Source organism: Monashia sp. HAY1-2A, from assembly GCF_056755315.1.
This window is the reverse complement of the sequence record NZ_JBNDHY010000057.1, coordinates 1-26,857: the sequence shown is the minus strand read 5'-3', so window position 1 is coordinate 26,857 and position 26,857 is coordinate 1. Positions and strand designations below refer to the sequence as shown.

At 72.9% G+C, this 26,857-nt stretch carries 22 protein-coding genes and 1 rRNA gene; 16 read left to right on the top strand and 7 right to left on the bottom strand.

The features are described from left to right. The first annotated feature begins 138 nt into the window (after positions 1 to 138). The 4 genes from ACPYOM_RS10570 to ACPYOM_RS10555 all read left to right on the top strand — a co-directional run bounded on the left by ACPYOM_RS10570 (position 139) and on the right by ACPYOM_RS10555 (position 4,849). On the top strand, positions 139 to 1,140 hold the full coding sequence (locus ACPYOM_RS10570; RefSeq protein ID WP_481345900.1) for a S8 family serine peptidase: 1,002 nt from the start codon (positions 139 to 141) through the stop codon (positions 1,138 to 1,140). After that, on the top strand, positions 1,137 to 1,718 hold the full coding sequence (locus tag ACPYOM_RS10565; protein ID WP_481341455.1) for an RNA polymerase sigma factor: 582 nt from the start codon (positions 1,137 to 1,139) through the stop codon (positions 1,716 to 1,718). Before ACPYOM_RS10570 ends, ACPYOM_RS10565 begins: the two co-directional genes overlap by 4 nt. Before the next feature lies 1 nt (position 1,719). Beyond that, the gene (locus tag ACPYOM_RS10560) at positions 1,720 to 2,205 is read left to right on the top strand and encodes a hypothetical protein (protein ID WP_481341454.1); all 486 of its coding nucleotides are present in this window, start codon (positions 1,720 to 1,722) and stop codon (positions 2,203 to 2,205) included. A gap of 61 nt (positions 2,206 to 2,266) precedes the next feature. Next, the gene (locus ACPYOM_RS10555) at positions 2,267 to 4,849 is read left to right on the top strand and encodes a CHAT domain-containing protein (protein ID WP_481345899.1); all 2,583 of its coding nucleotides are present in this window, start codon (positions 2,267 to 2,269) and stop codon (positions 4,847 to 4,849) included. A 23-nt stretch (positions 4,850 to 4,872) separates the two neighbouring features. On the opposite strand, the gene ACPYOM_RS10550 is transcribed toward ACPYOM_RS10555, so the two are convergent. Both ACPYOM_RS10550 and ACPYOM_RS10545 read right to left on the bottom strand, forming a co-directional pair. Beyond that, positions 4,873 to 6,063, bottom strand: a complete 1,191-nt coding sequence (locus ACPYOM_RS10550; RefSeq protein WP_481345898.1) for a flavin-containing monooxygenase — start codon at positions 6,061 to 6,063, stop codon at positions 4,873 to 4,875. Between the two features lie 96 nt (positions 6,064 to 6,159). Further along, positions 6,160 to 6,843 carry a DUF2461 domain-containing protein gene (locus ACPYOM_RS10545; RefSeq protein ID WP_481345897.1) on the bottom strand — a complete coding sequence of 228 codons (684 nt, stop codon included), beginning with the start codon at positions 6,841 to 6,843 and terminating at the stop codon, positions 6,160 to 6,162. Between the two features lie 203 nt (positions 6,844 to 7,046). Here ACPYOM_RS10545 and efeU point away from each other — a divergent pair, with 203 nt between their 5' ends. The 3 genes from efeU to efeB are packed head-to-tail and all read left to right on the top strand — an operon-like array spanning position 7,047 to position 10,441. Further along, the gene (efeU, locus tag ACPYOM_RS10540; protein WP_481345896.1) at positions 7,047 to 7,901 is read left to right on the top strand and encodes an iron uptake transporter permease EfeU; all 855 of its coding nucleotides are present in this window, start codon (positions 7,047 to 7,049) and stop codon (positions 7,899 to 7,901) included. A 30-nt stretch (positions 7,902 to 7,931) separates the two neighbouring features. Then, a complete protein-coding gene (gene efeO / locus ACPYOM_RS10535) occupies positions 7,932 to 9,086 on the top strand; it encodes an iron uptake system protein EfeO (RefSeq protein WP_481345895.1) in 1,155 nt (384 codons plus the stop codon). Then, positions 9,083 to 10,441 carry an iron uptake transporter deferrochelatase/peroxidase subunit gene (gene efeB / locus ACPYOM_RS10530; protein WP_481345894.1) on the top strand — a complete coding sequence of 453 codons (1,359 nt, stop codon included), beginning with the start codon at positions 9,083 to 9,085 and terminating at the stop codon, positions 10,439 to 10,441. The genes efeO and efeB overlap by 4 nt, the downstream gene beginning before the upstream one ends. A gap of 31 nt (positions 10,442 to 10,472) precedes the next feature. Here the strand turns inward: efeB and ACPYOM_RS10525 are convergent, their stop codons facing one another. Continuing rightward, positions 10,473 to 11,801 (bottom strand): ROK family protein, encoded by a 1,329-nt coding sequence (locus tag ACPYOM_RS10525; protein ID WP_481345893.1) that lies wholly within the window; start codon positions 11,799 to 11,801, stop codon positions 10,473 to 10,475. A gap of 85 nt (positions 11,802 to 11,886) precedes the next feature. On the opposite strand from ACPYOM_RS10525, the gene xylA reads away from it, so the two are divergent. Beyond that, a complete protein-coding gene (gene xylA / locus ACPYOM_RS10520; protein ID WP_481341446.1) occupies positions 11,887 to 13,074 on the top strand; it encodes a xylose isomerase in 1,188 nt (395 codons plus the stop codon). Positions 13,075 to 13,365: 291 nt separating this feature from the next. On the opposite strand, the gene ACPYOM_RS10515 is transcribed toward xylA, so the two are convergent. Then, entirely contained in the window at positions 13,366 to 14,481 is a 1,116-nt protein-coding gene (locus ACPYOM_RS10515; RefSeq protein ID WP_481345892.1) for a diacylglycerol/lipid kinase family protein, read from the bottom strand. A gap of 96 nt (positions 14,482 to 14,577) precedes the next feature. Between ACPYOM_RS10515 and ACPYOM_RS10510 the strand changes: the two genes are divergently transcribed. From ACPYOM_RS10510 to ACPYOM_RS10500, 3 genes are all read left to right on the top strand, one after another. After that, positions 14,578 to 15,147 (top strand): DinB family protein, encoded by a 570-nt coding sequence (locus ACPYOM_RS10510; RefSeq protein ID WP_481345891.1) that lies wholly within the window; start codon positions 14,578 to 14,580, stop codon positions 15,145 to 15,147. Beyond that, positions 15,144 to 16,199 (top strand): Gfo/Idh/MocA family protein, encoded by a 1,056-nt coding sequence (locus ACPYOM_RS10505; RefSeq protein WP_481345890.1) that lies wholly within the window; start codon positions 15,144 to 15,146, stop codon positions 16,197 to 16,199. Before ACPYOM_RS10510 ends, ACPYOM_RS10505 begins: the two co-directional genes overlap by 4 nt. Positions 16,200 to 16,292: 93 nt before the next feature. Then, positions 16,293 to 16,733 (top strand): DUF2500 domain-containing protein, encoded by a 441-nt coding sequence (locus ACPYOM_RS10500; RefSeq protein WP_481345889.1) that lies wholly within the window; start codon positions 16,293 to 16,295, stop codon positions 16,731 to 16,733. 12 nt (positions 16,734 to 16,745) lie between these two features. Here ACPYOM_RS10500 and zwf read toward each other — a convergent pair whose 3' ends face one another. Then, a complete protein-coding gene (gene zwf, locus ACPYOM_RS10495; protein WP_481341441.1) occupies positions 16,746 to 18,179 on the bottom strand; it encodes a glucose-6-phosphate dehydrogenase in 1,434 nt (477 codons plus the stop codon). A gap of 67 nt (positions 18,180 to 18,246) precedes the next feature. Further along, positions 18,247 to 19,905: an ABC-F family ATP-binding cassette domain-containing protein gene (locus tag ACPYOM_RS10490; RefSeq protein WP_481345888.1), complete on the bottom strand. Its 1,659-nt coding sequence runs from the start codon at positions 19,903 to 19,905 to the stop codon at positions 18,247 to 18,249. A 303-nt stretch (positions 19,906 to 20,208) separates the two neighbouring features. Between ACPYOM_RS10490 and ACPYOM_RS10485 the strand changes: the two genes are divergently transcribed. The 3 genes from ACPYOM_RS10485 (at position 20,209) to serS (ending at position 23,443) form a co-directional block, all read left to right on the top strand. Further along, entirely contained in the window at positions 20,209 to 21,108 is a 900-nt protein-coding gene (locus ACPYOM_RS10485) for an ABC transporter ATP-binding protein (RefSeq protein ID WP_481341439.1), read from the top strand. Next, entirely contained in the window at positions 21,105 to 21,959 is an 855-nt protein-coding gene (locus tag ACPYOM_RS10480) for an ABC transporter permease (RefSeq protein ID WP_481345887.1), read from the top strand. The genes ACPYOM_RS10485 and ACPYOM_RS10480 overlap by 4 nt, the downstream gene beginning before the upstream one ends. A gap of 158 nt (positions 21,960 to 22,117) precedes the next feature. Next, the gene (serS, locus tag ACPYOM_RS10475; RefSeq protein ID WP_481341437.1) at positions 22,118 to 23,443 is read left to right on the top strand and encodes a serine--tRNA ligase; all 1,326 of its coding nucleotides are present in this window, start codon (positions 22,118 to 22,120) and stop codon (positions 23,441 to 23,443) included. Between the two features lie 81 nt (positions 23,444 to 23,524). On the opposite strand, the gene ACPYOM_RS10470 is transcribed toward serS, so the two are convergent. Continuing rightward, complete coding sequence (locus ACPYOM_RS10470) at positions 23,525 to 23,947, bottom strand: MerR family transcriptional regulator (RefSeq protein WP_481345886.1); 423 nt, start codon at positions 23,945 to 23,947, stop codon at positions 23,525 to 23,527. 85 nt (positions 23,948 to 24,032) lie between these two features. Between ACPYOM_RS10470 and ACPYOM_RS10465 the strand changes: the two genes are divergently transcribed. After that, on the top strand, positions 24,033 to 25,031 hold the full coding sequence (locus ACPYOM_RS10465) for an aldo/keto reductase (protein ID WP_481345885.1): 999 nt from the start codon (positions 24,033 to 24,035) through the stop codon (positions 25,029 to 25,031). 734 nt (positions 25,032 to 25,765) lie between these two features. Further along, a 16S ribosomal RNA gene (locus tag ACPYOM_RS10460) occupies positions 25,766 to 26,857 on the top strand; the annotation flags it as partial.

Sequence of the window (26,857 nt, the reverse complement as noted above, 5' to 3'; positions counted from 1 at the left end):
TCCGTCGTCGGCAGCGTCAGATGTGTATAAGAGACAGGCTACTGGGGCGGCGTCGGCGGCTACTGGGGTGGCGTCGGCTACTGGGGTGGCGTCAGCTCGGCGCTCCAGGAGTACGCGGTCCCCGGCCGCGGCGGGCGGATGCCGGTCAGCCTGGCCCTGCCCGACCCGGCCCTGCGCGCCCGCGACCTGCCGCGGCGTCCCGTCGTGGCCGTGCCCGACACGGCCGTCGCGAAGCACCCGTGGTTCAAGGACGAGCGCACCATCGTGCGCCTGAGGTACGAGAACGGCCGCCTCGTCCCCGCGGGGCCTCCGGAGGACGCCGCGCCCGCTCCCGCAGAGGGCCTCAGCGACGCGCCGAAGCCGCAGGAGCCGGTCGGCCTCCTGCACGGCCACGCCACGTTCATCGCCGGCCTGCTGCGCCAGGGCTGTCCCGAGGCGACGATCCTGTCGATCCCCGTCATGGGCGAGGACGGCATGGTCGACGAGGCCGACATCCTCGACGTGCTGGAGGCGCTGCTCGACCGGCACGTCCACGGGCAGACCACCGACCACCCCGCCGACTGCATCGACGTGCTGTCGCTGTCGCTCGGCTACTACGCCGAGGACCGCACCTACACCTCCGGCCCCGTGGCCGACCTGCTCGACCGCTTCGCCGAGGCCGGCGTCGCCGTCGTCGCGGGCGCGGGCAACGACGGCGTCAGCGCGCCGTTCGTGCCGGCGGCGCTCGCCGCGTCGCTGCCACCGCGGATCACCGCGCGGGCGCTGCCGCCGGTGTCGAGCGTGGGGGCCAACAATCCCGACGGGTCGAGCGTCGCGCTGTTCTCCAACACGCTCCCGGTCATCACGGCGGTCCGGCCCGGCGTGTCCGTCGTCAGCACGCTGCCGCTGACGAACGGGATGGGCCAGCCGTCGACGAAGGCAGAGGGGGACGGCCCGGTGCGCTGCACCGTCGACCCCGACGACTACACGGGCGGCTTCGGCGTCTGGAGCGGCACGTCGTTCGCGACGCCGGTCTTCGCCGCCGAGGTCGCCGCCGCGATCGCCACCGAGAAGGACGTCGCCGACGTCGCCCCCGCCGTCATGCGCAAGCGGGCGCTGCGGGCGCTGCGTCGCTGCACGACGAAGGGAGCAACGCCATGACACCCGCACCCACGGCGTCCGACGGCCTGGGCACCCTGGCCGGCAAGGCCTTCGCCGCCTACCTCGCCGGCGAGCGCGAGCGCCTGTCCGAGCTGGTCGACCTCGTCACGCCGGTGCTGTGGAACGCGGCCCGCTCGCAGGGCGCCAACCCGACGACGTGCGAGGACGCCGTCCAGACGGCGTTCCTGCAGCTCGTCGACCGCGCCGAGACGATCAACGAGCCGGCCGCCGTGCTCGGCTGGCTCGTCGTCGTCGTCAAGCGCGAGGTGTGGCGCCTGGCGCGCGGCTCGCGTCGCGAGATCGGCGTCGAGGAGGTGCCCGAGGCCCCGGCCCAGGCCCTCGACCCGGAGGCGCAGGCGGTGCTGAGCGAGCGTCAGGGCGTGTTGTGGAAGCACGTCTCGACCCTCCCTCCGCGGTGCCAGGAGCTGCTGCGCGTCATCGCGTTCGCCGACCGTCCCGACTACGCGGCCATCGCCGAGTCGCTCGGGATGCCCGTCGGCAGCATCGGCCCGACCCGCGGCCGATGCCTCCAGAAGCTGAGGACCGTCCTCGGCTCCGATCCCGGATGGGCGGTGTGACATGAGCTCGCACAAGGACGCCATTGACGACCTCGACGTGGCCACGCTGCGCCAGCTGCGTGAGCTGTTCGCGCACGCCGACCCCGTACCGTCCGACCTCACCGAGCGGATCAAGTTCGAGCTCACCGTGCAGGCGCTGCACGCGGAGGTGGCCGAGCTCACGGACTCGGCCCTGCTCGCGACGCGCGGCACGAAGGTCGAGCCGACGCCGACCGAGTCGGTGACCTTCAACGCCGCGGCCGTCAGCCTCATGGTCACCGTCAACGCGAGCGACCTCGAGGGCCGGGTCCGGGTCGACGGCTACGTCACGACGCCCGGCGCCACGGTCGAGGCCGTGACGACAGAAGGCAGCAGTCTGGTCGATACCGATGCGAACGGCCGCTTCGTTCTGGATGATCTACCGCATGGCCCGATCCACTTCGTGATCCGGGTCGACCCCGACGACGAGAGCGCGCGACCGGTCATCACGCCCACGATCCAGGTGTGACGCTGATCCCGGCTGCGCAGGGAGGCGGCCGACGATCAGCGCACGGCGCACGCTGGACGAGGTGGAGGCCCTGCGCGAGCAGGCCGCGGTCGAGAACGGAGCCGGCCGGCCCGAACGGGCCGTCTCCGTGCTCGTGGACGCCCTGCGCCGGCTCGACGAGGTCGACGCCGCGACCCGGGACGGCATCGCCCAGACGCTCCGGGCCAAGACGCTCATCACCCTCGGCCTGAGCCAGTTCCTCCTCGAGGGCGTCCGTGCCGCCGAGGTGCGCTTCGCCGAGGCCGAGCGGATCGTCGAGACCCTCGGCGACGCCGGGCTGCGGGCCCGGCTGGACTACCAGCGCGCCAACGTGGCCGGACGCGTCGGCGACCTCGCCGGCGCGCGCGCGGGCCTCGAGGGCGCGCTGCGCCACCTCGACGCGTTCTCCGCGCGGGAGCAGTGCTCGGTCCTGCTGAGCCGGGGCATGCTCGCCTTCGAGATGTCCGAGCCGGCGGTCGCTCTCGAGGCCTTCGCCGGTGCCGCCCGCGCGGCCCGTGATGGCGGCTTCCCGCAGCTCGAGTTCATGGCCGCCCACAACGAGGGCTATGCCGCCTACCTCCTCGGTGACGTCCCCCGGGCGCTCGCGACGATGGCCGCCGCCGTGGTGGACGCTCCCGACGTGTCGCTGCTGCCCGCCCGCCTCGACCGGGCGCACGTCCTCCTCGAGGCAGGACTCATCGACGAGACGGTCGAGGTGCTCGAGGCGGCGGCCGGGTCGCCCGACGCCCAGCAGGACCAGGTCGCCGCCGAGCTGCAGCTCGGGCTGGCCCGGGCGCACCGGCTCGCCGGCGACCTCGGTCGCGCCCGGGCGGCCGCGGAGCGTGCGGTCGCCGGCTTCGACCGGGTGGGCGCCGTCGGCTGGGCGGCCAAGGCCCGGCTCGCACTCGTCCACGTCGAGCTGGACCGGCTGCGCCGCGCCCCGGTCGCGGCGTCGGCTCTCGCGCCGCTGCTCGCGGCCGCCGACGACGTCGCGGCCACGGCCGGGCGGCTCGGCGACACCGATCTGGCCGACTCCGCGCTCGTGGCGGCGACCGACGCGCACCTGCTCGCCGGACGCGTCGACGCGGCCCGCGCCAGCCTCGAGCGGGTCGCCGGCCCCGGAGCGTCGCTGAGCGGCGAGCTCGACCGGGCTGCGGCGCAGGCCAGCCTGCATCTCGCCTCCGGAGAACCGGTCCTCGCCCGGCGCGTCCTCGGCCGGGCGGCACGGGGCCTGGCTGCGGGGCAGGAGGGCAGCGCGAGCCTCGACCTGCGCAGCGCCCGGGCGCTCCACGGCGTCCGGCTGGCCCGTCTCGACCTCGCCCTGGCGCTGCGGGGCGGCAGCGCGGCCGTGCTCGAGGCGCTCGACCGATGGCGCAACGCCACCGACCGGCTGCCCTCCCTGGCCCGGCCGGCCGACGCCGTGCTCGCCTCCCTCACCGAGCAGCTGCGCTCGACCCAGGCGCTGCTGCGCGGGGACGTTCCCGAGGCCGAGGTCGGCGAGCTGACCGCTCGCGTCCGGCGCCTCGAGCGCGACATCCGCGCCCGGGACTGGACGCTGAGCAGCGGGTCGCCGACGGGCACCGCGACGGAGGTCCGGGTGCGGCAGGGGCGCGAGGCCCTCGACCGCGCCGACCGGGACCTCGTCTGGTTCTTCCCCGTCGAGGGGCGGCTCATGGGCGTCGGCGTGGTGGGCGGGCGGGCCCGCGTCCGCGACCTCATGCCGCTGGCCGAGGCCGTCGAGCTGGCCCATCGCATCCGGGTCGACCTGCGCACCGCGGCCACGCGCGAGCTCGGCCCGTTCGCCTCCGCCGTCTGGGGGTCGCTGCGGGCCGCGGCCGACCGCCTCGACGCCGCCGCGGTCCGGCCGTGGGGGCTGCGTCGCACGGGCCTCGTCGTCGTGACCTGCGAGGAGCTGTCGGCCCTGCCGTGGTCGCTGCTTCCGTCCCTGACGGGCGTGCCGTTCACCGTCGCGTCCTCCTTGACGTCGTTCGCGCGTCGGGCCGGCGACGCGCCGGCGGTGGACGCGCCGGCGGAGGCGCCGGCGGACGGGTCCGCTGCGGTGCGGCCCGCTCTCCCCGCGCGCGTCCACGTCAGCGTCGGCCCCTCGTTGCGACGCGCGTCGGGCGAGGCGGCGGCCGTGGCGCAGGCCTGGGCCGACCGCGCGCAGGTCAGCGTGGCGGACCCCTCGGTGGCGCACGGGCTCGTCCGGGCGATGAGCATCGACGACGTCGTCCACGTGGCCGCGCACGGGACCCACCAGGTGCAGTCGCCGCTCTTCTCCTCGGTGCACCTGCACGACGGCCCGGTGTTCGCCCACGAGCTGCAGGCCGCCGGCGTCCGGGCCCGGCACGTCGTGCTCTCGGCGTGCGAGGTCGGGTCCGCGACGTTCCGGCCGGGAGAGGAGCAGCTCGGTCTCGCGGCGGCGGTGCTCAGTCTCGGGGCCAGGTCGGCCGTCGCCGCGGTGTCGCCGGTGCCCGACGAGGTCGCTGCGGACACGATGCTCCGGCACCACCGTGCCCTGGCCCGCGGCGTGCCGAGCGACGAGGCGCTCGCGTCGGCGCTGGCAGGCGGCGAGCCGATCGCCGCCGCCTTCCTGCACCTCGGCGGTCGCTACACCCACCCTTGACGGGCACCCCGACGACCGTCGTGTCAGGCGGAGCGCAGGGCCCGGGCCTCGCGCCGCTTGGCGAGCGCCATGGCCAGCGCGATCTTGCGGGCGTCGATGGCGATCTCGCGCAGCATGCCCGAGATCGGGTTGGTGTAGCCGGTGTACCAGAGGCCACGGGCGCCGCGGGCCGTCCGGCCACCCCGCTCGACGGGCCGACCCTCGTCGTCGAGGACGCCGAGGTGCCCGAGCATCGTCGCGAGGCCCTGCGTGTAGCCGGTGGCGAGGACGACGACGTCGGGGCGCAGCCGTCTGCCGTCGGCGAGCACGACGTCCTCGCCGTCGACCGACGCGAGCGCCGCGACCGGCTCGACCGCCCCGGAGCGCACCGCGTCGATGATGCCGACGTCCTGGACGGGGATGGCGTTGTCGCGCTCGACACGGGTCAGCAGGCCGGTGTCGGGGCGGGGCAGGCCGTGAGCGGACAGGTCGGGCACCTGGAGCCGTTCGACGACGGGCGCCACGGCGTCGACAAGCGCCGTCGGCAGGCGCCGGACCGCGATGCCGGTGTACTGCGCGGCGACCGGTCCGCGGTTGCGGCGCAGGATGTGCGGCACGGTCCGCACGGCCATCCGGACCCGGGCGGCACCCTGCTCGGCCAGGTCGACGGCGATCTCGGTGCCGGTGTTGCCGGTGCCGACGACGAGCACGTCGCGACCCGCGTACGCCGCACCGGTGCGGTAGTCGCGGGCGCGGACGACCTCGCCGGGCCAGGCGTCGAGGCCGGGCACGTCCGGCTCGCGCGGTGTGTGGTTGAAGCCGGTCGCGACGACGGCGTACGGCGCGGTCAGCGTCGAGCCGTCGCCGAGGGTCAAGGTCCACGCGTCCCCCCAGCCGGGGTGCGCGGGCGCCCGGTCGACGCGGGTCACCTCGACGCCGGTGCGCACGTCGATCTCGTGGTGCGCCGCGTACTGCTCGAGGTAGCGCACGACGTCGTCGCGGGCCACCCAGCGGCCCATCTCGCGCGGGATCGGCAGCCCGGGCAGGCCGGACAGCTCGCGCGGTGTGTGCAGGTGGAGCCGGTCGTAGTGCCCGCGCCACGAGCTGCCGACGGCGTCGCTGCGCTCGAGGACGACGCCGCGCAACCCCCGCCGGCGCAGGGCTGCCGCGGTGGCGAGGCCGGCGGGTCCGCCGCCGATGACGTACGCGTCGACGCGTGCACTGCGCTGGGTCACGCGCCCAAGGTAACCGCCCCGTGCCGCGGTGGCAGGGCAACAGCGCGCGGCGAGGCGCCGTCGCCCCCGGTGGGCGACGCCGGTCGGCGACGCCGGTCAGCGACGGCCGGCCGGCCGCCCGGTGGCCTCGCCCTCGGCGTGCTCGCCGACCCACTCGACGAGGGGCCGGACGGAGCGCCAGGCGGCCCGCACCTCGGTCAGGGCACGTGTCGTGCCGAGCCAGTCGGGGGCGCCGTAGTCGCGGGTCACCATGACCTCCTTGAGCCGGAGGATCTCGATGCGCGCGTGGTCGGCGGGGTAACCGCGGGGTGTCGTGCGCACCGCCTCCCCGCGCTGCTCGAAACCCTTGCGCGACAGGGACGTCAGGATCTTCTCTAGCTCGGCTCCGGACGCAGGGGCGTCGACCGCGGCCCGGAACCGCTTCGTCTGGTCGGGTCCGTGCGAGTGGAACCCGCCGCCGGCCAGCAGGCCGTCGGCGCTGACCTGGACGTAGTAGCCGACGGCCTTCTCGCTGCCGACGAGCGCGCCCTGGTGGGTCTTGTACGGCGACTTGTCGGCGCTGAACCGGACGTCGCGGTTGGGGCGGAAGAGCTTGGCCGGGCCGAACTCGTCCTCGAGGGCGTCGAGCAGGGCGAGCATCGGTCCGCGGACGGCGGACTCGTAGGTGGCCCGGTGGTCCTGCCAGTAGGTCCGTGAGTTGTCGGCCTCGAGCCCGGCGTAGAACTCGAGGGCGTCGGGCGGGAAACCGGTGAAGGGGTGGGGTTCCGCGGCGGGGCTCATGTCCCCAATCTGGCACCGGTGGCGGCGGCGCGCTCGCGAACCGGCCGTGTCGTCACGGCGGTCCCGTGAACCACGTCTCATCACCGAGGAGCCGGGTTGTTAGGTAAGCCTTACCTGTGCTTTGCTGAATTCCGGCACTTCGGTGTGACCTAAATCAGCACCGATGCCGTCCCGACCAGACGTCACCCAGGAAGAAGGACGCCGTGCTCGCCAGCAACGCGCTCATCGGGCTCCGCGAAGGCCTCGAGGCGGCCCTCGTCGTCGTCATCCTCGTCGCGTTCCTCGTCAAGTCGGGCCGCCGGTGGGCGCTGCGCCACGTGTGGACCGGAGTGGGCGTGGCCGTGGCCCTCTCGGTCGCGCTCGGCGCCCTCCTGACCTACGGCACGAGCCAGCTGTCCTTCGGGCAGCAGGAGCTCATCGGCGGGTCGGCCTCGATCCTGGCCGTCGTCTTCGTCACGGGCATGGTCTTCTGGATGCGCTCGGCCGCCAGGACCATCTCCGGCGAGCTCAAGGGCCGCCTCGACCGGGCCCTCGACCTCGGTCCGGCCGCCGTCGCCCTCGTCGCCTTCCTCGGCGTCGGCCGCGAGGGGCTCGAGACCGCCGTCTTCTTCTACGCCACGACCGAGGCGGCCGGGCGCGGCAACAGCCTGCCGCTGCTCGGCTGGGTCATCGGCCTCGCCGGCGCCGTCGTCCTCGGCTGGCTCATCTACCGCGGCGCGGTCCGCATCAACCTCGCCGCGTTCTTCCGCTACACCGGCATCCTGCTCGTCGTCGTGGCAGCCGGCATCCTCGCTTACGGCCTGCACGACCTCCAGGAGGCGGGCACCCTCCCCGGCCTCGACAGCCTCGCCTTCGACGTCAGCGCGGCCATCAGCCCCGACAGCTGGTACGGCGCCCTGCTCAAGGGCATCTTCAACTTCTCGCCGAACACCACCTGGCTGCAGGCGGTCGCCTGGGGCGGCTACGTCGCGGTCGTGCTCTCCCTCTTCCTGCGTCCCGTCCGGACGCCGCCGAAGCCCGCCGCCGCGGAGACGCCCCGCACGCGCATCGCCGCCTGACGCATCCGCCCGCCGTTCCACAGGAGAACCATGCCTCGCCCTGCCCTGCGCCTTGCGACGCTCGTCGCCCCCGCTGCTGTCGCCGCCTTGGCCCTGGCGGCCTGCTCCGGCTCCAGCGGCGGGAGCTCCGGCCCGACCACCGCGGGTTCGGGGCCCATCAGCGTCACCGCCACCGACACGGCGTGCCGGCTGAGCGCGACGACCGCGACAGCGGGCACGGTGACCTTCGACATCACGAACAGCGGCACGAAGGTCACCGAGTTCTACCTCTACGCCGCCGGCGACCGCATCGTCTCCGAGGTCGAGAACATCGCGCCGGGCCTGTCGCGGCAGCTCAAGGTCGAGATCACCGAGCCCGGCACCTTCACGACGGCGTGCAAGCCCGGCATGGTCGGCGACGGCATCCGCGGCACCTTCACCGTCACCGGCACGGCCACCGCGGGCAGCGCCGACGCCAAGGTGCGGACGGCCATCGCGGACTACCGGGCGTTCGTCGCGGGCGAGGCCGACGAGCTCGAGACGCGGACCGCGGCGTTCGTCGCCGCGGTCAAGGCCGGCGACGTCGAGAAGGCCAAGGACCTCTACCCCGAGGCCCGCCACCCCTGGGAGAGCATCGAGCCGGTCGCCGAGAGCTTCGGCGACCTCGACCCGAGGATCGACGGTCGCGAGGACGTCACCGCCGAGGGCATGGCCTTCACCGGTTACCACCGCCTCGAGAAGGACCTCTGGAAGGACGGCCTCCAGAAGGACTCCGGCGCCGTCGCCGACCGGCTGCTCGCCGACGTCAGGCAGATCGTCGCCAAGAGCAAGACCGTCGAGCCGACCGCGCTGTCCATCGCGAACGGGGCCAAGGCCTTGCTCGACGAGGTCGCCACCGGCAAGGTCACGGGCGAGGAGGAGCGGTACTCCCACACCGACCTCTGGGACTTCGACGGCAACCTCGAGGGCTCCGAGCAGGCCCTCGCGGCGCTCCGCCCGGTCATCACCGAGCGCGACCCCGCCCTGCACAAGGCCCTGGACGAGAAGTTCACCGCCCTTTCCACGATGTTGGACAGCCACCGCGCCAACGGTGCGTTCGTCAGCTACACCGCCCTGTCCGACGCCCAGGTCAAGGACCTCACCGTCGCGCTCGACGCGCTGAGCGAGCAGGTCGCGAAGGTGCCGGGCGTCGTGGAGGCGAAGTGACACCGGCTGTGACACCGGCTGCGTCGCCTCCCCCGACGCCGAGCCGCCGCCACGTCCTCGGCGCGACCGGCGTCGCGGCCGCCGGGGCCGTGGCCGGTGCCGTGGGCGGGGCGGGAGCCGGCTGGGCCGCGGGACGCTCGAGCGGCACCGACGCGTCGGACGCGTCAGGCGCGCCAGGAGCCTCGGGAGCAGGCGCGTCTGGCGCGGCCCTCGACGCCCCGGTTCCCTTCCGCGGCGCCCATCAAGCGGGCATCGTCACGCCGGCGCAGGACCGCCTGCACTTCGTCGCGCTCGACGTGGTGACCGACGACCGTGACGAGCTGGCCCGGATGCTCGAGGAGTGGACGAGGGCGGCCGAACGGATGACCGCCGGAGCCGAGGCCGCTCCCGGCGGGCTCGTCGGCGGCGGCCCGTACCGGCCGCCGGCCGACACCGGGGAGGCCTACGGGCTCGGCGCGTCGGGCCTGACCATCACCATCGGGTACGGGCCGTCGCTGTTCGACGACCGGTTCGGTCTCGCCGACCGCAAGCCGGACGCGCTGCGCGAGCTGCCACCGTTCCGGGGCGACGCGCTGGACCCGAACCGGTCCGGCGGCGACCTCTGCATCCAGGCCTGCGCGAACGACCCGCAGGTCGCCGTCCACGCGGTGCGCAACCTCGTGCGGCTGGGGTTCGGGGTCGTCTCGGTGCGCTGGTCCCAGCTCGGGTTCGGCCGCACGTCCTCGACGACGACGGCCCAGGCAACGCCCCGCAACCTGTTCGGCTTCAAGGACGGCACCGCCAACATCAAGGCCGAGGAGACGGACGCGCTCGCCGAGCACGTGTGGGTGGCGCCGGGTGACGAGGCCGGGACGGCCACCACGGGTGGAGCCTGGATGGCCGGCGGCAGCTACCTCGTCGCGCGCCGGATCCGGATGCACATCGAGGTCTGGGACCGCTCGACCCTCCAGGACCAGGAGGACACGATCGGCCGGGACAAGAAGGACGGGGCGCCGCTCGGCCAGAGCGGTGAGTTCAGCGAGCCCGACTTCACGCGCGCAGGCCCCGACGGCAGCCCCGCGATCCCCGTGGCGTCGCACGTGCGTCTGGCCCACCGGAGCAACCTCGGCGGCATCCGCATCCTGCGCCGGGGCTACACCTTCACCGACGGCACCGACGGCGTCGGCCACCTCGACGCCGGCCTGTTCTTCATCGCGTTCGTCCGCGACGTCCAGAAGCAGTTCGTCCCGATGCAGCGGGCGCTCGCGGCCGCGGACGCGCTCAACGAGTACATCGAGCACACCGGCTCGGCCGTGTTCGCGTGCCCGCCCGGTCTCGAGGACGGGCAGCACTGGGGCCAGACGCTCTTCGCCTGAGCGCCGCCGGGTGCGTCAGCCCCGGGACGCGTCACGCCCTGGGGCGCGTGGCGCTGGGCGCGGCCATCCACCGGGACGGGTCGCGCACGACGTCGTCGAGCACCCGCAGACCCGCGCCGGTGACGCCGGCGTCCGGGCCGGCGAGGGCGCGGCTGACCGCGACCTCGGTCCACCGGGCGGCGAGCACCCGGGCGGCGATCTGCTCGCGGATCCCGGCCTCGAGGTGCTCGAACAGGGCGCCGTACACCCCGCCGAGGACCACGTGCTCGACGTCGACGAGGTTGAGGGCGGTGGCGACCGCGACGCCGAGGGCCTCGGCGGCGGTGTCGAGGGCGCGGCGGACGCGGTTGCGGCGAGCGCCCGTCGACGCGGCCGCGGCGAGCTCGGCCACGGGGACGTCACGCGGCACGCCGGCGGCGTCCGCGATGGCGTCGCGGCCGGCGAAGGTCTCGAGGCACCCGGTGGCGCCGCACGCGCAGCGGGGTCCCGCCCGGTCGATGACGGCGTGCCCGATCTCGCCGGACCAGCCACCCCGACCGGCGGACACCTCACCGTCGACGACGATCGCCCCACCGATGCCGACCTCGCCGGCCACGTAGAGGAAGGACTGGGCCGAGCGTGGTGTCCCCTCGCGGTGGGCGCGGGCGTGCACCTCGGCGCGGGCCGACAGGTCGGCGTCGTTGCCGACCCGGACGTCGATGCCGGAGAGGGCGTCGTCCGCGGCGAGGAGGGCGGCGAGGTCGACGTCCCGCCAGCCGAGGTTGGGCGCGAGGCGCACGAGCCCCCGGTCGAGCAGGGCCGGCACGGAGACGCACGCGCCGGCCACCGGCCCGGCCGGTGCGACGGATCCCGTGCCGCGCGCGGGCGGCCCGCCGTCGAGGCCCTCGACGATGGGCGCGGCGAGGCGCGCCAGCTGGAGGGCGACCTGTCGCGGGTCGCTGGCGCGGTAGTCACCGGGGCGGTGGGCCTCGGCGACGGCGGCCCCGGTGAGGTCGGTGGCGCGCACGGCCAGGTGGTCGACCTGCACCTCGAGGCCCAGGCCGAGCACGGCGTGCGTGCCCGGACCGAGCAGCGTGCCCGGCCGCCCGGCCCGTCCGAGCGACTCCTGCTCGAGCTCGACGACCAGCCCCGACTCGATGAGACGGTCGACGAGGTCGGAGGCCGTCGCGCGGGTCACGCCGAGCGTCGTCGCGATGCGGGCGCGCGTCGGTGGGTGGGGAGCCTCGACGACGGCGCGCAGCACCTCGGACAGGTTGTGCGCGCGCAGCGTGCCCTGCTGGACGGCGCCGCGTCGGACGCGGTCGGCCATCCCGCCCGGTGGGCGCAGGGGCCCCTGTCCCGTCGTCGCGCCGGTGGTCACCCGTTGACCCTACCGCCCTCGTGCCAATATGTTTGTTCATCATACAAATCGCGGCCGACGATGCCGCCTGCTCAGGAGGAGCCTCATGGTCCGCACCCCGACCCCCGACGACCGGTTCTCGTTCGGCCTCTGGACCGTGGGTTGGGAGGCGCGCGACCAGTTCGGCGACGCGTCGCGCCCGCACCTGGACCCCCTCGAGTCGTGCCGGCGTCTCGCCGACCTCGGCGCCTGGGGCGTGACGTTCCACGACGACGACCTCGTGCCGTTCGGCAGCAGCGACGCCGAGCGCGACCGCATCGTCGCCGACTTCCGCAAGACGCTCGACGCGACCGGCCTCGTCTGCGAGATGGTCACGACGAACACGTTCAGCCACCCGGTGTTCAAGGACGGCGCCTTCACGTCGAACAACCGCGACGTGCGCAGGTACGGGCTGCGCAAGGTGGTCCGCAACGTCGACCTCGCGGCCGAGCTCGGGGCGCAGACGTTCGTCATGTGGGGTGGCCGTGAGGGCGCCGAGTACGACGGCGCCAAGGACCTCAACGCCGCGCTCGACCGGTACCGCGAGGGCATCGACACGGTCGCGGCCTACATCAAGGAGCAGGGCTACGACCTGCGGATCGCCTTGGAGCCCAAGCCGAACGAGCCGCGTGGCGACATCATCCTGCCCACGGTCGGGCACGCCCTCGGCTTCATCGCCCAGCTCGAGCACGGCGACATCGTCGGCCTCAACCCGGAGGTCGGGCACGAGCAGATGGCGGGCCTGAACTACACGGCCGGCATCGCGCAGGCGCTCTGGGCCGGCAAGCTGTTCCACATCGACCTCAACGGCCAGCGCTCGATCAAGTACGACCAGGACCTCGTCTTCGGCCACGGCGACCTGCTGTCGGCGTTCTTCACGGTCGACCTGCTCGAGAACGGCTTCCCGGGCGGCGGGCCGCGCTACGACGGGCCGCGCCACTTCGACTACAAGCCCTCGCGCACCGAGGACGTCGACGGCGTCTGGGCCTCGGCCGCGGCCAACATGAGCACGTACATCCTGCTCGCCGAGCGCGCGGCGGCCTACCGGGCCGACCCGGAGGTCCAGGCGGCCTTCGCCGCGAGCCGGGTCCTCGAGCTGGCCGAGCCCACGTTGTCCGAAGGGGAGACGCTCGCCGACCTGCTCGCCGACCGGTCGGCCTACGAGGACGTCGACGCCGACGCGCTGGCCGCGGCAGGGTACGCGTTCGTCGCACTCAACCAGCTGGCCGTGGAGCACGCCCTCGGCGCCCGCTGAAGCCTGACCGGCCAGTCGGTGGACTGGGACACCGACCACGGTCGCGACCAGGTACGCGCTGGCTGGAACCCCTTCGGCGAGCGGCCGGCCCGGTTCCCCCATCTCCCTCACGCAGTGCCCCGTTTTCCGGGGCAGTGCGTGAGGGATACGGCGAGAGGATCGTGGCGCCCGGCTGCTGCCCCGCTTTCCGGGGCAGTGCGTGAGGGAGACGGCGAGAGGACCGTGGCACCCCGCCGCTGCCCCGCTTTCCGGGGCAGCTCGTGAGGGAGGGGGGTGGACGGCGGCTTGCCCTCAGGTCAGGCTGACGCGCACCGTCAGAGCCGCCGGACGGATCCGGGCGAACACCTCGTTCGCCTCACCGATGACGTCGCCGTCGACCTGGACGGCGATCGGTCGGTCGGCGCGCACCCGGATCTCCTGGCACACCTTGTGGTCGAGCGTCGAGTGGCCCTTGCGCCGGCGGGTCACGACCCGCGTCGCGACCGGCACCCAGCCGACGACACCCCGGGGCGAGGCGATGACGGTGTCGAGGTGCCCGTCGTCGACGCGGGCGTTCGGCATGAGCACCAAGCCGCCGAGCAACCGCCCGCAGTTGCCGATCACCACCATCCGCGCACGGCGGCGGAACTCGAGCTCGTCGTCGATCTTGAGGCGCACGCGGAACTCCGGGGACACGAGCGACCTGAGGCCCGACACCATGTACGCCGGCCAGCCGACCTTCTTCTTGAGGTTCTCGTTCGTGGCCGCCATGATCTCGGCGTCCATCCCCAGGCCGCTCATGACGAGGAAGTGGTGGACCGGGCGCGGGTCGTCGGGCTCGGCATCACCGGGCGCGGTCGGGTCGGGCGCCGCGCCGACGAGCAGCTCGCCGACGTCGATGCGCCGGTTGCGGCCGCTCAGCGCCACCTCGAGGGCGTTCTCGAGCGCCACGGGGAGGTCGAGGTTGCGGGCCAGGAGGTTCCCGGTCCCGGCGGGCAGGATGCCGAGCGGCGTCTCGGTGCCGAGGAGCGCGTGGGCGACGTTGCGCACCGTGCCGTCGCCGCCCAGGCTGCACACGAGGTCGACGCCGTCACGGACCGCCCGCGCGGCCTGGCCGGCGCCCGGGTCCTCGACGGTGGTCTCGTAGAAGAGCGGGTCGCCCCACCCGTTCGCGTGGCACGTCGCGACGATGCGCTCGCGGATCGCCGGCAGGTCGGTGAACTTCGTCGGGTTGACGACGACCGCCGCTCGCCGCAGCGGCGTGGCGGCCCCGTCGTCGCCGGAGCGGAAGTGGTCGCGCGGTGGGCGCGGTCGGCGTCGCAGCGTCCCCGTGGCGTCCGGCGCGACCCGCGTGAGGACCACGCCGCCGACGACCAGGGCCAGAACCACGACCCCGGCGACGATCCACGGCAGGTAGTCCCTCAGCACCAGAGCACGGTATCGCCCGGTTCCCGTCCGTCCGGAATCCGGTCGGTCGTCGGACGACGTGAGCCGGTGCGGCCCGACGGCCCTAGGCTGACCCGCATGAGCGAGCCGACGGGCCCCGGTGCCCTGCGCGTCGAGGATCCCGGTCCCGCGACCCCCGACACCGCCGACTGGACGTGGGTGCTGCGCCAGCCGTGCCCGGACTGCGGCTTCGACCCGTCGCGGCTCGAGCCGACGGCCGTGCCGGCGCTGCTGCGTGACGCAGCCGGCCGGTTCACCGCGGCGCTCGGCCGCCCGGACGCGCGGACGCGTCCGGGGCAGGGCGTGTGGTCGCCGGTCGAGTACACGTGCCACGTTCGCGACGTCTGTGACGTCATGGCCGGCCGGCTCGAGCAGATCCTCGACGGCGGCGGACAGGTCGTCCGGTTCGCCGACTGGGACCAGGACGCGACCGCCCTCGCGAAGGAGTACTGGCGCACGGACGGCGACGTGCTGCGCGGTGAGCTGCACGACGCGTTCGAGGCGGCGGCCGCCACCTTCCAGCGCCCGGTCGGGAACGAGTGGGGCTGGCCGGCGCTGCGCAGCAACGGGTCGGAGTTCACGGCGGGCACGCTGGCCGTGTACTTCGCGCACGACATCCGCCACCACCTGTGGGACGTGAAGGCGTGACGCTCCCCATCGAGGTGCGCCTCGCGCTGCCGGCCGCGCGAACCCCTGACCCGCACGACGCTCCGGCCATCCGCTGGGGCGTCCTTGCGCCGGGCGGCATCGCGCACTCGTTCGCCGAGGCCGTCGCCGTCGGAACCGCCTCCGAGGTCGTGGCCGTCGGGTCGCGCAGCCACGTCCGCGCGCAGGAGTTCGCCGACGAGTACGGCATCCCCCGGGCCCACGGCAGCTACGAGGACCTCGTCGCCGACCCCGAGGTCGACGCCGTGTACGTCGCGTCACCCCACTCCGAGCACCGTGCGCACGCCCTCCTCGCCATCGAGGCCGGCAAGCCCGTCCTCGTCGAGAAGGCCTTCACCCGCAGCGCGGCCGAGGCCCGCGAGGTGCTCGACGCCGCGGCCGCGCGCGACCTGCTCGTCGTCGAGGCGATGTGGAGCCGGTTCCTGCCGCAGTACGACGTCGTGCGGCACGTCGTCGAGTCGGGCCTCATCGGCGAGGTCGTCACGGTCTTCGCCGACCACGGGCAGCGGCTCTACCCCGACGGCCCCGAGCGTCTGGCCCAGCCCGAGCTCGCCGGTGGGGCCCTGCTCGACCTCGGCGTCTATCCCGTGTCCTTCGCCGACCTCGTCCTCGGCCCACCCGCATCGGTGCAGGCGAAGGGGACGCTGACCGACGTCGGCGTCGACGCCACGACCACGGTCACCGTCGCCAACGCGGCCGGTGCCCACGGCGTCCTGTCGTGCACCATGGCCGGTGTCACGCCGTGCACCGCCGTCGTCGCCGGCACCGCCGCGCGCCTCGAGCTCACCGGCACCTTCTACGGCGCAGGCTCGACGCTGCGCCTCGTCGGCCTCGACAACGAGGTGCTCGACGAGCGTCCCGGCGGCCTGCCGGAGGACGTCCGCGGGTTCTCCTACGAGGCAGCCGAGTTCGCCCGGTGCCTCGCCGCCGGCGAGCGCGAGTCGCCCCTCATGCCGCACGCGACGACGCTGCGGGTCATGGAGACGATGGACGAGGTGCGCCGCCAGGTCGGGGTGGTCTACCCCGGCGAGTGAGCGTCCGGCGCCGACGCCGCCCGTGATGCAACCGTCCGGCTCCCGGAGGAGTCATACTGCGGTCCTCACTGGCTCGAGCACACAGGGGTGCGCATGCTCACCGACGACTTCGTCCCGTTCGACCCGGCGATGGCCGGTCCGCCGAGCGGCTTCCTCCTCTTCTTCGGCCTCGTCGCGACGCTCGTCGTCGCGGGAGTCGTCTACACGCTCGTCAAGGGCGTCGCGCAGTGGCGTACCGACCAGGCCGCGCCGCTGCGCAGCGTCGATGCCCTCGTCGTGTCCAGGCGTACCGACGTGCGCCGGCGGTCCGGCTCCGCCGCGCTGCCCGGTGCCGATGCGAGCGGACCGGCGAGCATCGCCGGGCCGGCCAGCACCAGCACGACGTACTTCGTGACCTTCGAGGAGGACTCGGGGCAGCGGCGCGAGCTGCAGGTGAGCGGGCGCGACTACGGGCAGCTCGCCGAGGGCGACCGCGGACACCTCATCCACCAGGGGAGGCGCTACAAGGGCTTCACCCGGGCGACCGCCGGCTGAGCCGGAGACAGGTCAGGCGCCGTAGTCGTTCGGGCTGCGCCACGGGCGCTCGAACGGCAGCCGCCACGTGAACGGCGCGACGAGCTGGTGGATCTGGTTCGGGCCCCACGTGCCCGGCTGGTACGGCCGCACGGTCGGCGGGTTGTCGAGCAGCGGCTGGCTCACCTCCCACAGCCGCTCGATGCCCTCGGCCGAGGTGAAGAGCGTCCGGTCGCCCCGCGCCGCGTCGTAGATCAGCCGCTCGTACGCCTCGAGCACGGCGCCCGCCCAGTTGGTCTCCTGCACGGAGAACTGCATCGACAGCTTGTCGAGCTTCATGCCCGGTCCGGGTCGCTTGCCGTAGAACGACAGCGACATCCGAGACTTGTCGGCGAGGTCGAAGGTCAGGTGGTCCGGGCCGTTGTCGCCGACGCCCGAACCGGCCGGGAACATCGAGCGCGGCGGCTCCTTGAAGGCGATGGAGATGATGCGGGCGCCCTCGGCGAGACGCTTGCCGGTGCGTAGGAAGAAGGGGACGCCGGCCCAGCGCCAGTTGTCGACGTGGCACTTGAGCGCCACGAACGTCTCGGTGTCGCTGTCGGAGCGGACGCCGGGCTCGTCGCGGTAGCCGACGTACTGGCCACGGACGACGTCGTGCGGGTCGATGGGGGCCATCGACCGGAAGACCTTGTTCTTCTCCTCGCTGATCGCATGGGGCTCCAGGGACGTGGGCGGCTCCATGGCCGTGAACGCGAGCACCTGGAACAGGTGCGTCACGACCATGTCGCGGTAGGCGCCGGTGCCCTCGTAGAAGTCGGCCCGTTGGGCCAGGCCCAGCGTCTCGGGCACGTCGATCTGGATGTGGTCGATGTGGTTGCGGTGCCAGATCGGCTCGAAGAGGCCGTTGGCGAACCGGAACGCGAGGATGTTCTGGGCCGCCTCCTTGCCGAGGAAGTGGTCGATGCGGAAGATCTGCTCCTCGGCGAAGACCTCGTGCAGCTCGGCGTTGAGGGCGCGGGCGCTGGCCAGGTCCGTCCCGAACGGCTTCTCCATGATGATCCGGCTGCGCTCGACCAGCTTGGCCTCCTCGAGCTGGCGCACCACCGCGAGGGCGGCCTTCGGCGGCACGGACAGGTAGTGCAGGCGCCACGCCTCGGGCCCGAGGATCTGCTCCGACTCGTCCACCGCGTCCCGGATCCCCTGCGGCCCAGCCGAACCCGGCACCCAGTGGATGCGGTCGGCGAACTCGCGCAGGTCGTCGTCCGTGACGTCGTGGCTCGAGTGCTCGCGGATCGAGGCGAACACGAGGTCGAGGAACTCGTCGCGGGTCAGGTTCTCGAGGCTCGTGGCGACGACGCGCAGGCCCTCGAGCAGCTGGCTCTCGTGCAGGTGGAGCAGGCCCGGGAGCAGCTTGCGCTTGGCGAGGTCACCGGTGGCGCCGAACAGGACGACGGTCGTGGCAGGCATGACCCCAGCGTCGCGCACCTCGGCCCGAATGGGGAGGGGTCCGCGACACCTGCGGCGCGGCGCAGCCTCAGAGGGCCTCGACGCGGACCCGGCCGGCCTCGAGGTGCCAGCGGTGCGTCAGCCCGATGGCCTCGAGCAGCGACACGTCGTGGCTGACGACGAGAACCGTCCCGTCGTAGGCCGCGACGGCCGCCTCCAGCTGCTCGATCGCCGGGACGTCGAGGTGGTTGGTGGGCTCGTCGAGGACGAGGACGTTGACCTCACGGCCCTGGAAGAGCGCCATGAGCGCCCGGGTCCGCTCACCCATCGACAGGCTTCGCGCCGGGCGCCCGACGTGCTCGGCGCCGAGTCCGAACTTGGCCAGCAGGGTCCGCACGTCGCCGGCCGGCCACTCCCGGCCCGTCCGCGCGTGGGGGCCGAGCTCGCGACGCACGACGTCGAGGACCGTCGCGTCGGTGTCGAGCAGGCGGCGTCGCTGGTCGAGCACCCCGACGGACACGCGGGTGCCCGATGCGCGGCGACCGGAGGCGAGCGGCAGGTCGCCGAGGAGCGCGCCGAGCAGCGTCGTCTTGCCGCTGCCGTTGTCGCCGACGAGGGCGATCCGGTCCCCGCGGCCGACGACGAGCGACACCGGGCCGAGCCGGAACCCGTGCCGCTCGACGACCGCGTCCGACAACGTCGCGACGACGTCGGCCGACGGCCTCCCCGGCGTGATCGAGTACCGCAGCTGCCACTCCTTGCGCGGCTGGTCGACGACGGCGAGCCGGTCCGCGGCCCGCTCGAGGCGGGCGCCCTTGGCACCCTGCCGGTCCGCGCGGGCCCGGTGCTTCTCGCGGATGTGCTTGTCGGGCTCCTTCGTCGCCTTCGGCCCGGTGCGCCCCCGGACCGCCCAGTCGGCCCGTTGGCGGGCCTGGCCGAGCAGCGCCTCCCGCTCGGCGGTGTAGCCCTCCCAGGCGTCCCACGCCTGGGCGCGGGCCAGCTCGCGCTGCTCCACGTAGGCGCTCCAGCCGCCCGAGTAGCGGGCGACCTTCTGCTGCGCCAGGTCGAGCTCGAGGACGTCGGTCGCGACCGCGTCGAGGAACGTCCGGTCGTGGCTCGCGACGAGCACCGGGCCCTCGTGCGACCGGACGAAGTCGACCATGAGGTCCAGGCCCCGCGCGTCGAGGTCGTTGGTCGGCTCGTCGAGCAGCAGCACGTCGTACTGGCTCAGCAGGACGGCGACGAGGCTCGCCCGCGCCGCCTGTCCGCCCGAGAGCGTGCCGAGCGGACGCGACGCGTCGACGTCGAGCCCCACGCGTGCCGACACCTCCGGCAGGCGCTCGTCCAGGTCGGCCGCACCGAGCGCGAGCCACCGCTCGAGCGCCACGGCGTAGCGGTCCTCCGCGCCGGGGCACGCCTCGGCCAGCGCGGCCGAGGCCGCCTCGAGCTCGGCGTCGGCTGCGGCGACGCCGGTGCGCCGGCGCGCGTACGCGAGCAGGGACTCCTGCGCGTCGGGCAACGCCTGCGGGAGCCAGGCGACCGTCGCGTCGGCAGGTGCGAGACGCACCGCGCCGCGCTCGACGGGCAGCTCGCCCGCGAGGGTGCGCATCAGCGTCGACTTGCCGGACCCGTTGGGGCCGACGACGGCGGTGACGTCGCCGTCGGACACGACCAGGCCCAGGCCCGAGAAGAGGACGCGAGCGCCGAAGGCGACGTCGAGGTCGGTGACGGTGAGGGTGGTGGACATGGCGTGGTCCTTGATGGTCGGCAGGGCCCCGCGGCGTGACCTCGTCCGGTGGCGGACGGTCACGGCGCGGGCGGGCTCGAGGCATCAGGAGATCCACACGAGGCGAGACCCTAGAGCTGTCGCCGGCGACGCGTCCACCGCATTTCCGGACCGCCGGCGCGGCCCGCCGGCGCCGCCCGCCGGAGAGGCCGCTCGCCCGGTCCGACCCTGACTCGGGTCAGGGTCGGCTACGACCTGGGTAGGGGTCGGAATCAGGCTCATGACGGATGCGCGAGGCCCCGCGTCACCGACAGGGTGTGGCCCATGATCACAGTCGAACGACTCACCAAGCGGTACGGCGCCTTCACGGCCGTCGACGACATCTCGTTCGAGGTCAAGCCCGGTCTCGTCACCGGCTTCCTCGGACCGAACGGCGCCGGCAAGACGACCGCGATGCGCGTCATGTCCGGCCTCACCCCGGCGACCTCCGGGCGGGCCACGGTGCTCGGCCGGCCGTACGGCGCCCTGCCGAACCCGGGCCGCCACGTCGGCCTGCTCCTCGACGCGTCGGCGCAGCACGCCGGACGCACCGGCCGGGAGGTGCTGACGCTCGGGGCGATCCTCATGGGTGTCGGCCGTGGCCGCGTCGACGAGATGGTCGAGCTCGTCGGCCTCACCGACAAGGAGGCGAACCGGCGGGTCCGCAACTACTCCCTCGGCATGCGCCAGCGCCTCGGCATCGCCCACGCGCTCCTCGGCGACCCCGAGGTGCTCATCCTCGACGAGCCGGCCAACGGCCTCGACCCGGCCGGCATCCGGTGGATGCGCGACCTGCTGCGCGGCTACGCCAACGAGGGCGGCACGGTACTGCTGTCCTCGCACCTGCTGGGCGAGATCGAGCGCGTCGCCGACGAGATCGTCGTCATCGGCCACGGTCGCATCATGGCGCAGGGCACCAAGGACGAGCTGCTCGCCGGCGCGGGCACGCACGTGCGCTCGACCGACGACGACGCGCTCCTCGCGGCGCTCACGGCCGAGTCGGTCGCCGCGCACCGCACCCCGACCGGCGGGCTGCAGGTCGAGGCCGAGCCGCTCGTGGTGGGACGCGTCGCCGCCGCCCACCAGGTCGTCCTGACCGAGCTGCGCGGTGGCGACAGCAGGGGCCTCGAGGAGATGTTCCTCGACCTCACGGCCGACGCCGCCCGAGAGGAGGTGGCGGCATGACCACCACTCCCACCACCACGAACGCGCCTGCAGCACAGGCGTCCCCGAAGCACGTCGAGTCGGCGCTGCCCAGCAGGGCGACCATGCCGGCCCGTATCGGCGGCGAGCGGCCCACGACCGGGGTGCCCTTCACCCGCCTCCTGCACGTCGAGCTGCGCAAGATGCTCGACACCCGCGCAGGACGCTGGCTGCTCATCGGCATCGGCGCGATCATCGCCGTCGCCCTGACGATCATGTTCTTCAACGAGGGCGGCCAGCACGCCTTCGGTGAGTACCTCCAGGCCACGACGATGCCGATGGCCCTCATCCTGCCCGTCGTCGGCATCCTCGCCGTGACGGCGGAGTGGAGCCAACGCACCGGGCTCGTCACGTTCGGTCTCGAGCCGCGGCGCATCCGGGTCGCGTGGGCCAAGCTCCTCAGCGCCCTGGTCGTCGGCGCGGCCGCCTTCGCCCTGTCGCTCGCCCTCGCCGGCGTCGCGCACCAGGCCGCCATCACCTTCCGCGACATCGACCCCGACTGGTCCATCGGCGGGCTCGTCCTCCTCGGGGCCGCGGGCTACGTGCTGCTCGGTGTCGCGCAGGGCGTCGGCTTCGGCATGCTCTTCAAGAACACCCCGGCTGCCGTCGTCGTCTTCTTCGTCCTGCCGACCGCGTGGTCGATCCTCGGCTCGATGGTCTCGTGGCTGCGGTCGGCCGCGGAGTGGCTCGACCTGAACCAGACGATGCAGCCGCTCTTCGAGGGCTCCCTCACCGGTTCCCAGTGGGCCCACCTCGGCGCGTCGGTCGGCCTGTGGGTCGTCGCACCGCTCGCCGTCGGCATCTGGCGCCTGACCCGCGCCGAGGTCAAGTAGCCCACGGCGGACCCGTCGGAGGACCGCGTCCCGCAACCCCTCGAGACGAGCGGCCGGTGTCCGTCGAGGACACCGGCCGCTCGACGCGTCGGGTCGCCGTCGCGCCCCGTCCGGAACTCGGTCGAGGGCGGCCTGCGGGCGCCGTTAGGCTGGCGCGCGTGATCGACATCAAGCTCGTGCGCGACGAACCGGACCGGGTCCGCGCCTCGCAACAGGCCCGTGGAGAGGACCCGGGGATCGTCGATGCGATCCTCGCCGCCGACGAGCGCCGTCGATCGTCCCTCACCGACTTCGAGCGCCTCCGCGCCGAGCAGAAGACGGTCAGCAAGGCCGTCGGTGCCGCCATGGGCGCGTTCCAGAAGGCGCGGAAGGCCGGGGACGCCGACGCGGAGCAGCTCGAGAGGAAGGCCCACGAGGCGCGCGCGCACGCCGCGACGCTGAGCGACCGGGTCAAGGGCCTCGAGGAGGAGGCCGACGCCGCCGGCGCCGAGCTCGACCGGCTGCTCCGACGCGTCGGCAACGTCATCATCGAGGGCGTGCCCACCGGCGGCGAGGACGACTACGTCGTGCTCGAGACCGTCGGCACGCCGCGCGACTTCGCGGCCGAGGGCTTCGAGCCGCTGGACCACCTCGCCCTCGGCGAGCGGCTCGGCGCCATCGACATGGAGCGCGGCGCCAAGGTCGGCGGCGCGCGCTTCTACTACCTGACCGGCGTCGGGGCCCAGCTCGAGCTGGCGCTGCTCAACATGGCCATCGCGCAGGCGACCGCGACGGGGTTCACGCCGATGATCACCCCGACGCTCGCGCGGCCGGAGATCATGGTCGGCGCCGGCTTCATGGACGCCCACGCCGAGGAGGTCTACCGGCTGGAGGCCGACGACCTCTACCTGACCGGCACCTCGGAGGTGGCCCTCGCCGGCTACCACGCCGACGAGATCATCGACCTGTCGGGCGGGCCGAAGCGCTACGCCGGCTGGTCGGCCTGCTATCGGCGCGAGGCCGGCTCGCACGGCAAGGACACCCGCGGCATCATCCGCGTGCACCAGTTCCACAAGGTCGAGATGTTCAGCTACTGCCGCGTCGAGGACGCCGAGGCCGAGCACCAGCGCCTCCTCGACTGGGAGCGCGAGATGCTCGCCAAGGTCGAGGTGCCCTACCGCATCATCGACACGGCGGCCGGTGACCTCGGCAGCCCGGCCGCGCGCAAGTTCGACTGCGAGGCATGGGTGCCGACGCAGGGCCGCTACCGCGAGCTGACCTCGACGTCGAACTGCACCACGTACCAGGCGCGCCGGCTGGGAACCCGCGAACGCGACCCGAACGGCCCGGGCACGCGCGCCGTGGCGACGCTCAACGGCACGCTCGGCACGACCCGCTGGCTCGTCGCCATCCTCGAGAACCACCAGCAGGCCGACGGCTCGGTCGTGGTGCCCGAGGCACTGCGTCCCTTCGTCGGTCTCGACGTCCTCAAGCCGCTGTCCTGACCCGATGGGCGGACCGGTCGCCGGTCGTCGAGCCCGCGACCTCGTGGCCGAGCCTCGCGACCTGACGCCCCGGGCCGGGTCCTACGCCTGGGGCGGGGGCGTAGGGGCCTCCGTCGGGTCGCCCTCGGCGAGGCGGTCCCGGTACCAGGCCAGCTTCCCCTCGACGCGTCGCAGGTTGGACTCCAGCTCGCGGATCCGGCGAACGACGTCGGCCCGGTGCTCCTCGAGCAGCTCGATGCGCGCGCCGACGGTGGCGTCGTCGTCCTCGCCGACGAGAGTGGCGAACTCGCGCATCCGCCGGATCGGCATGCCCGACTCGCGCAGGCAGGTGAGGACGCCGATCCAGTCCAGGTCGGAGTCGAAGTAGCGGCGGTGGCCGCTCGGGGTCCGCTCGGTGCGAAGCAGGTCCTCGCGCTCGTAGTACCGGAGGGTGTCGATGCTGACCCCTGCCGCTCGTGCAGCCTCTCCCACGCGGAGACCGGCGGCGTCGCCTGTCGTCGTCATCGCTCCACCGTAGAGGCACCGAGCGTGGGATCGGTGTCCGAAAGGGCTTGATCTGGTGCGCGCTCCAGGATCTAGCGTCGCGGTCATGACGACATCGGAGAGCACCATCACCACCCGACGGACCCTCGGCCGCAGCGGGATCGAGGTCAGTGCCCTCGGTGTGGGCTGCTGGGCCATCGGTGGCCCGTGGACCATGGGCGGACAGCAGGCCGGCTGGGGCGAGGTCGACGACGCGGAGTCGGTCCGCGCGCTCCATGCGGCGATGGCCGGTGGCGTCACCTTCTTCGACACGGCCGCCAACTACGGGGCCGGCCACAGTGAGGTCGTGCTGGGGAGGGCCGTCGCCGACCGGCGCTCGGATGTCGTGATCGCCACGAAGTTCGGCTACGTCGTGGACGAGGCGGCCAAGAGCGTCAGCGGCGTCGACGTCACGCCGGACGCGGTGCGCCGGTCGTGCGCCGAGAGCCTGCGGCGCCTCGGCACCGACTGGATCGACGTGCTGCTGCTCCACGTCGGTGACCTCGAACCGGCGCGGGGCGAGGACGTGCGGGCCGTGCTCGACTCCCTCGTCGACGAGGGCACGATCCGGGCGTACGGCTGGAGCACCGACGACGTGGAGCGTGCCCGGGTCTTCGCGCAGGGCCCGCACTGCACGGCCGTCGAGCACCAGCTCAACGTGCTCGAGGACAACCCGGCCATGCTCGACCTCTGCGAGACCGAGAACCTCGCGAGCATCAACCGCGGTCCCCTCGGGATGGGCGTGCTCACCGGGGCCTACGACGGTGGGGCCACGCTGTCCGCCACCGACGTCCGCGCCACGGGTGCGGCCTGGATGGCGTACTTCATCGACGGCAGGCCCAACCCGGAGTGGCTCGCCCGCGCGGCCGCGATCCGCGAGGTCATCACCTCGGGCGGGCGCACGCCCGCCCAGGGGGCGCTGGCCTGGCTATGGGGACGCAGCGCGGCCACCGTCCCGATCCCCGGGGTCCGCACCGTGGCACAGGCCGAGGCGAACGCCGGCGCGCTCTCGCACGGCCCCCTGACCCCGGCCGAGATGGCCGAGATGGCGCGACTGCTCGCCTGACGGCTGTACCGGCGCGAGCCCGAGTGGGTGCTCGCCGCAGCCCCGGAAGGGCGGGCGCGAGCGAGGCCTTCACGGCGTTCCCCGGACCCGTGCCGGTGGGATGGAACCCCCGGCTGGCGGTGACGGCCCGCCGCTCGGATCGGGCGGCGGGGTAGCCGTTTTGGCGGTCTGGCCCATCACCTGTACTGTTCTCTTCGTCAGCCCGACAGGGAGCAACGGACGCCACGGCGATCGACTTGGTCGAGAGCGAAGTTGGCCGGTCCCTCGGGTGACGTCTCACCTCCGTCACGGAGCCCCGAACAGGGTCTCGACGGGGCTCTGACCCGCCCGACCGGGTGGCCGTGACAGCGTCACGGACACCCTCGAGGATGGGGTAGAGTGGTGAAGCCCGCCGAGTCCGGCGGATCGATCCGGTCGCTCCTCAGAGCGGGTCACGGATGCGATCCGACCAGGTGCGACGGGCAGCATGAAACGGAATCCCCGGAGGCCGGGCCTGCGTGTGTGGGTGTGGTTGATGGTGTGTGTCTGATTCTTGAGAACTCAACAGCGTGTCAAAAATCGATGCCTATTTACCTCGTCTCGAGGGGCTGGCGTGTGCTTGTGACTGTTGTGGTCGTGGGTGGCTGGTTCCTTGGATGAAGAAAATTTCTTTGGTTGACAACGACGATCAGTATTTGTGCTGGTTGTTCGGCTCAGCCTGGATCAGTTTGGCCCTTCGTGGGTTTGTTTGAACATCAACGGAGAGTTTGATCCTGGCTCAGGACGAACGCTGGCGGCGTGCTTAACACATGCAAGTCGAACGGTGACGGTCAAGCTTGCTTGGCCTGATCAGTGGCGAACGGGTGAGTAACACGTGAGTAACCTGCCCCAGACTCTGGGATAACCCCGGGAAACCGGAGCTAATACCGGATATGACACGGAGAGGCATCTCTACCGTGTGGAAAGTTTTTCGGTCTGGGATGGGCTCGCGGCCTATCAGCTTGTTGGTGAGGTAGTGGCTCACCAAGGCGACGACGGGTAGCCGGCCTGAGAGGGCGACCGGCCACACTGGGACTGAGACACGGCCCAGACTCCTACGGGAGGCAGCAGTGGGGAATATTGCACAATGGGCGGAAGCCTGATGCAGCGACGCCGCGTGAGGGATGACGGCCTTCGGGTTGTAAACCTCTTTCAGCAGGGAAGAAGCGGAAGTGACGGTACCTGCAGAAGAAGCACCGGCTAACTACGTGCCAGCAGCCGCGGTAATACGTAGGGTGCGAGCGTTGTCCGGAATTATTGGGCGTAAAGAGCTTGTAGGCGGTTTGTCGCGTCTGCTGTGAAAATCCGGGGCTCAACCCCGGACTTGCAGTGGGTACGGGCAGGCTAGAGTGTGGTAGGGGAGACTGGAATTCCTGGTGTAGCGGTGGAATGCGCAGATATCAGGAGGAACACCGATGGCGAAGGCAGGTCTCTGGGCCACTACTGACGCTGAGAAGCGAAAGCATGGGGAGCGAACAGGATTAGATACCCTGGTAGTCCATGCCGTAAACGTTGGGCGCTAGGTGTGGGACCCATTCCACGGGTTCCGTGCCGCAGCTAACGCATTAAGCGCCCCGCCTGGGGAGTACGGCCGCAAGGCTAAAACTCAAAGGAATTGACGGGGGCCCGCACAAGCGGCGGAGCATGCGGATTAATTCGATGCAACGCGAAGAACCTTACCAAGGCTTGACATACACCGGAATCACTCAGAGATGGGTGCGTCTTCGGACTGGTGTACAGGTGGTGCATGGTTGTCGTCAGCTCGTGTCGTGAGATGTTGGGTTAAGTCCCGCAACGAGCGCAACCCT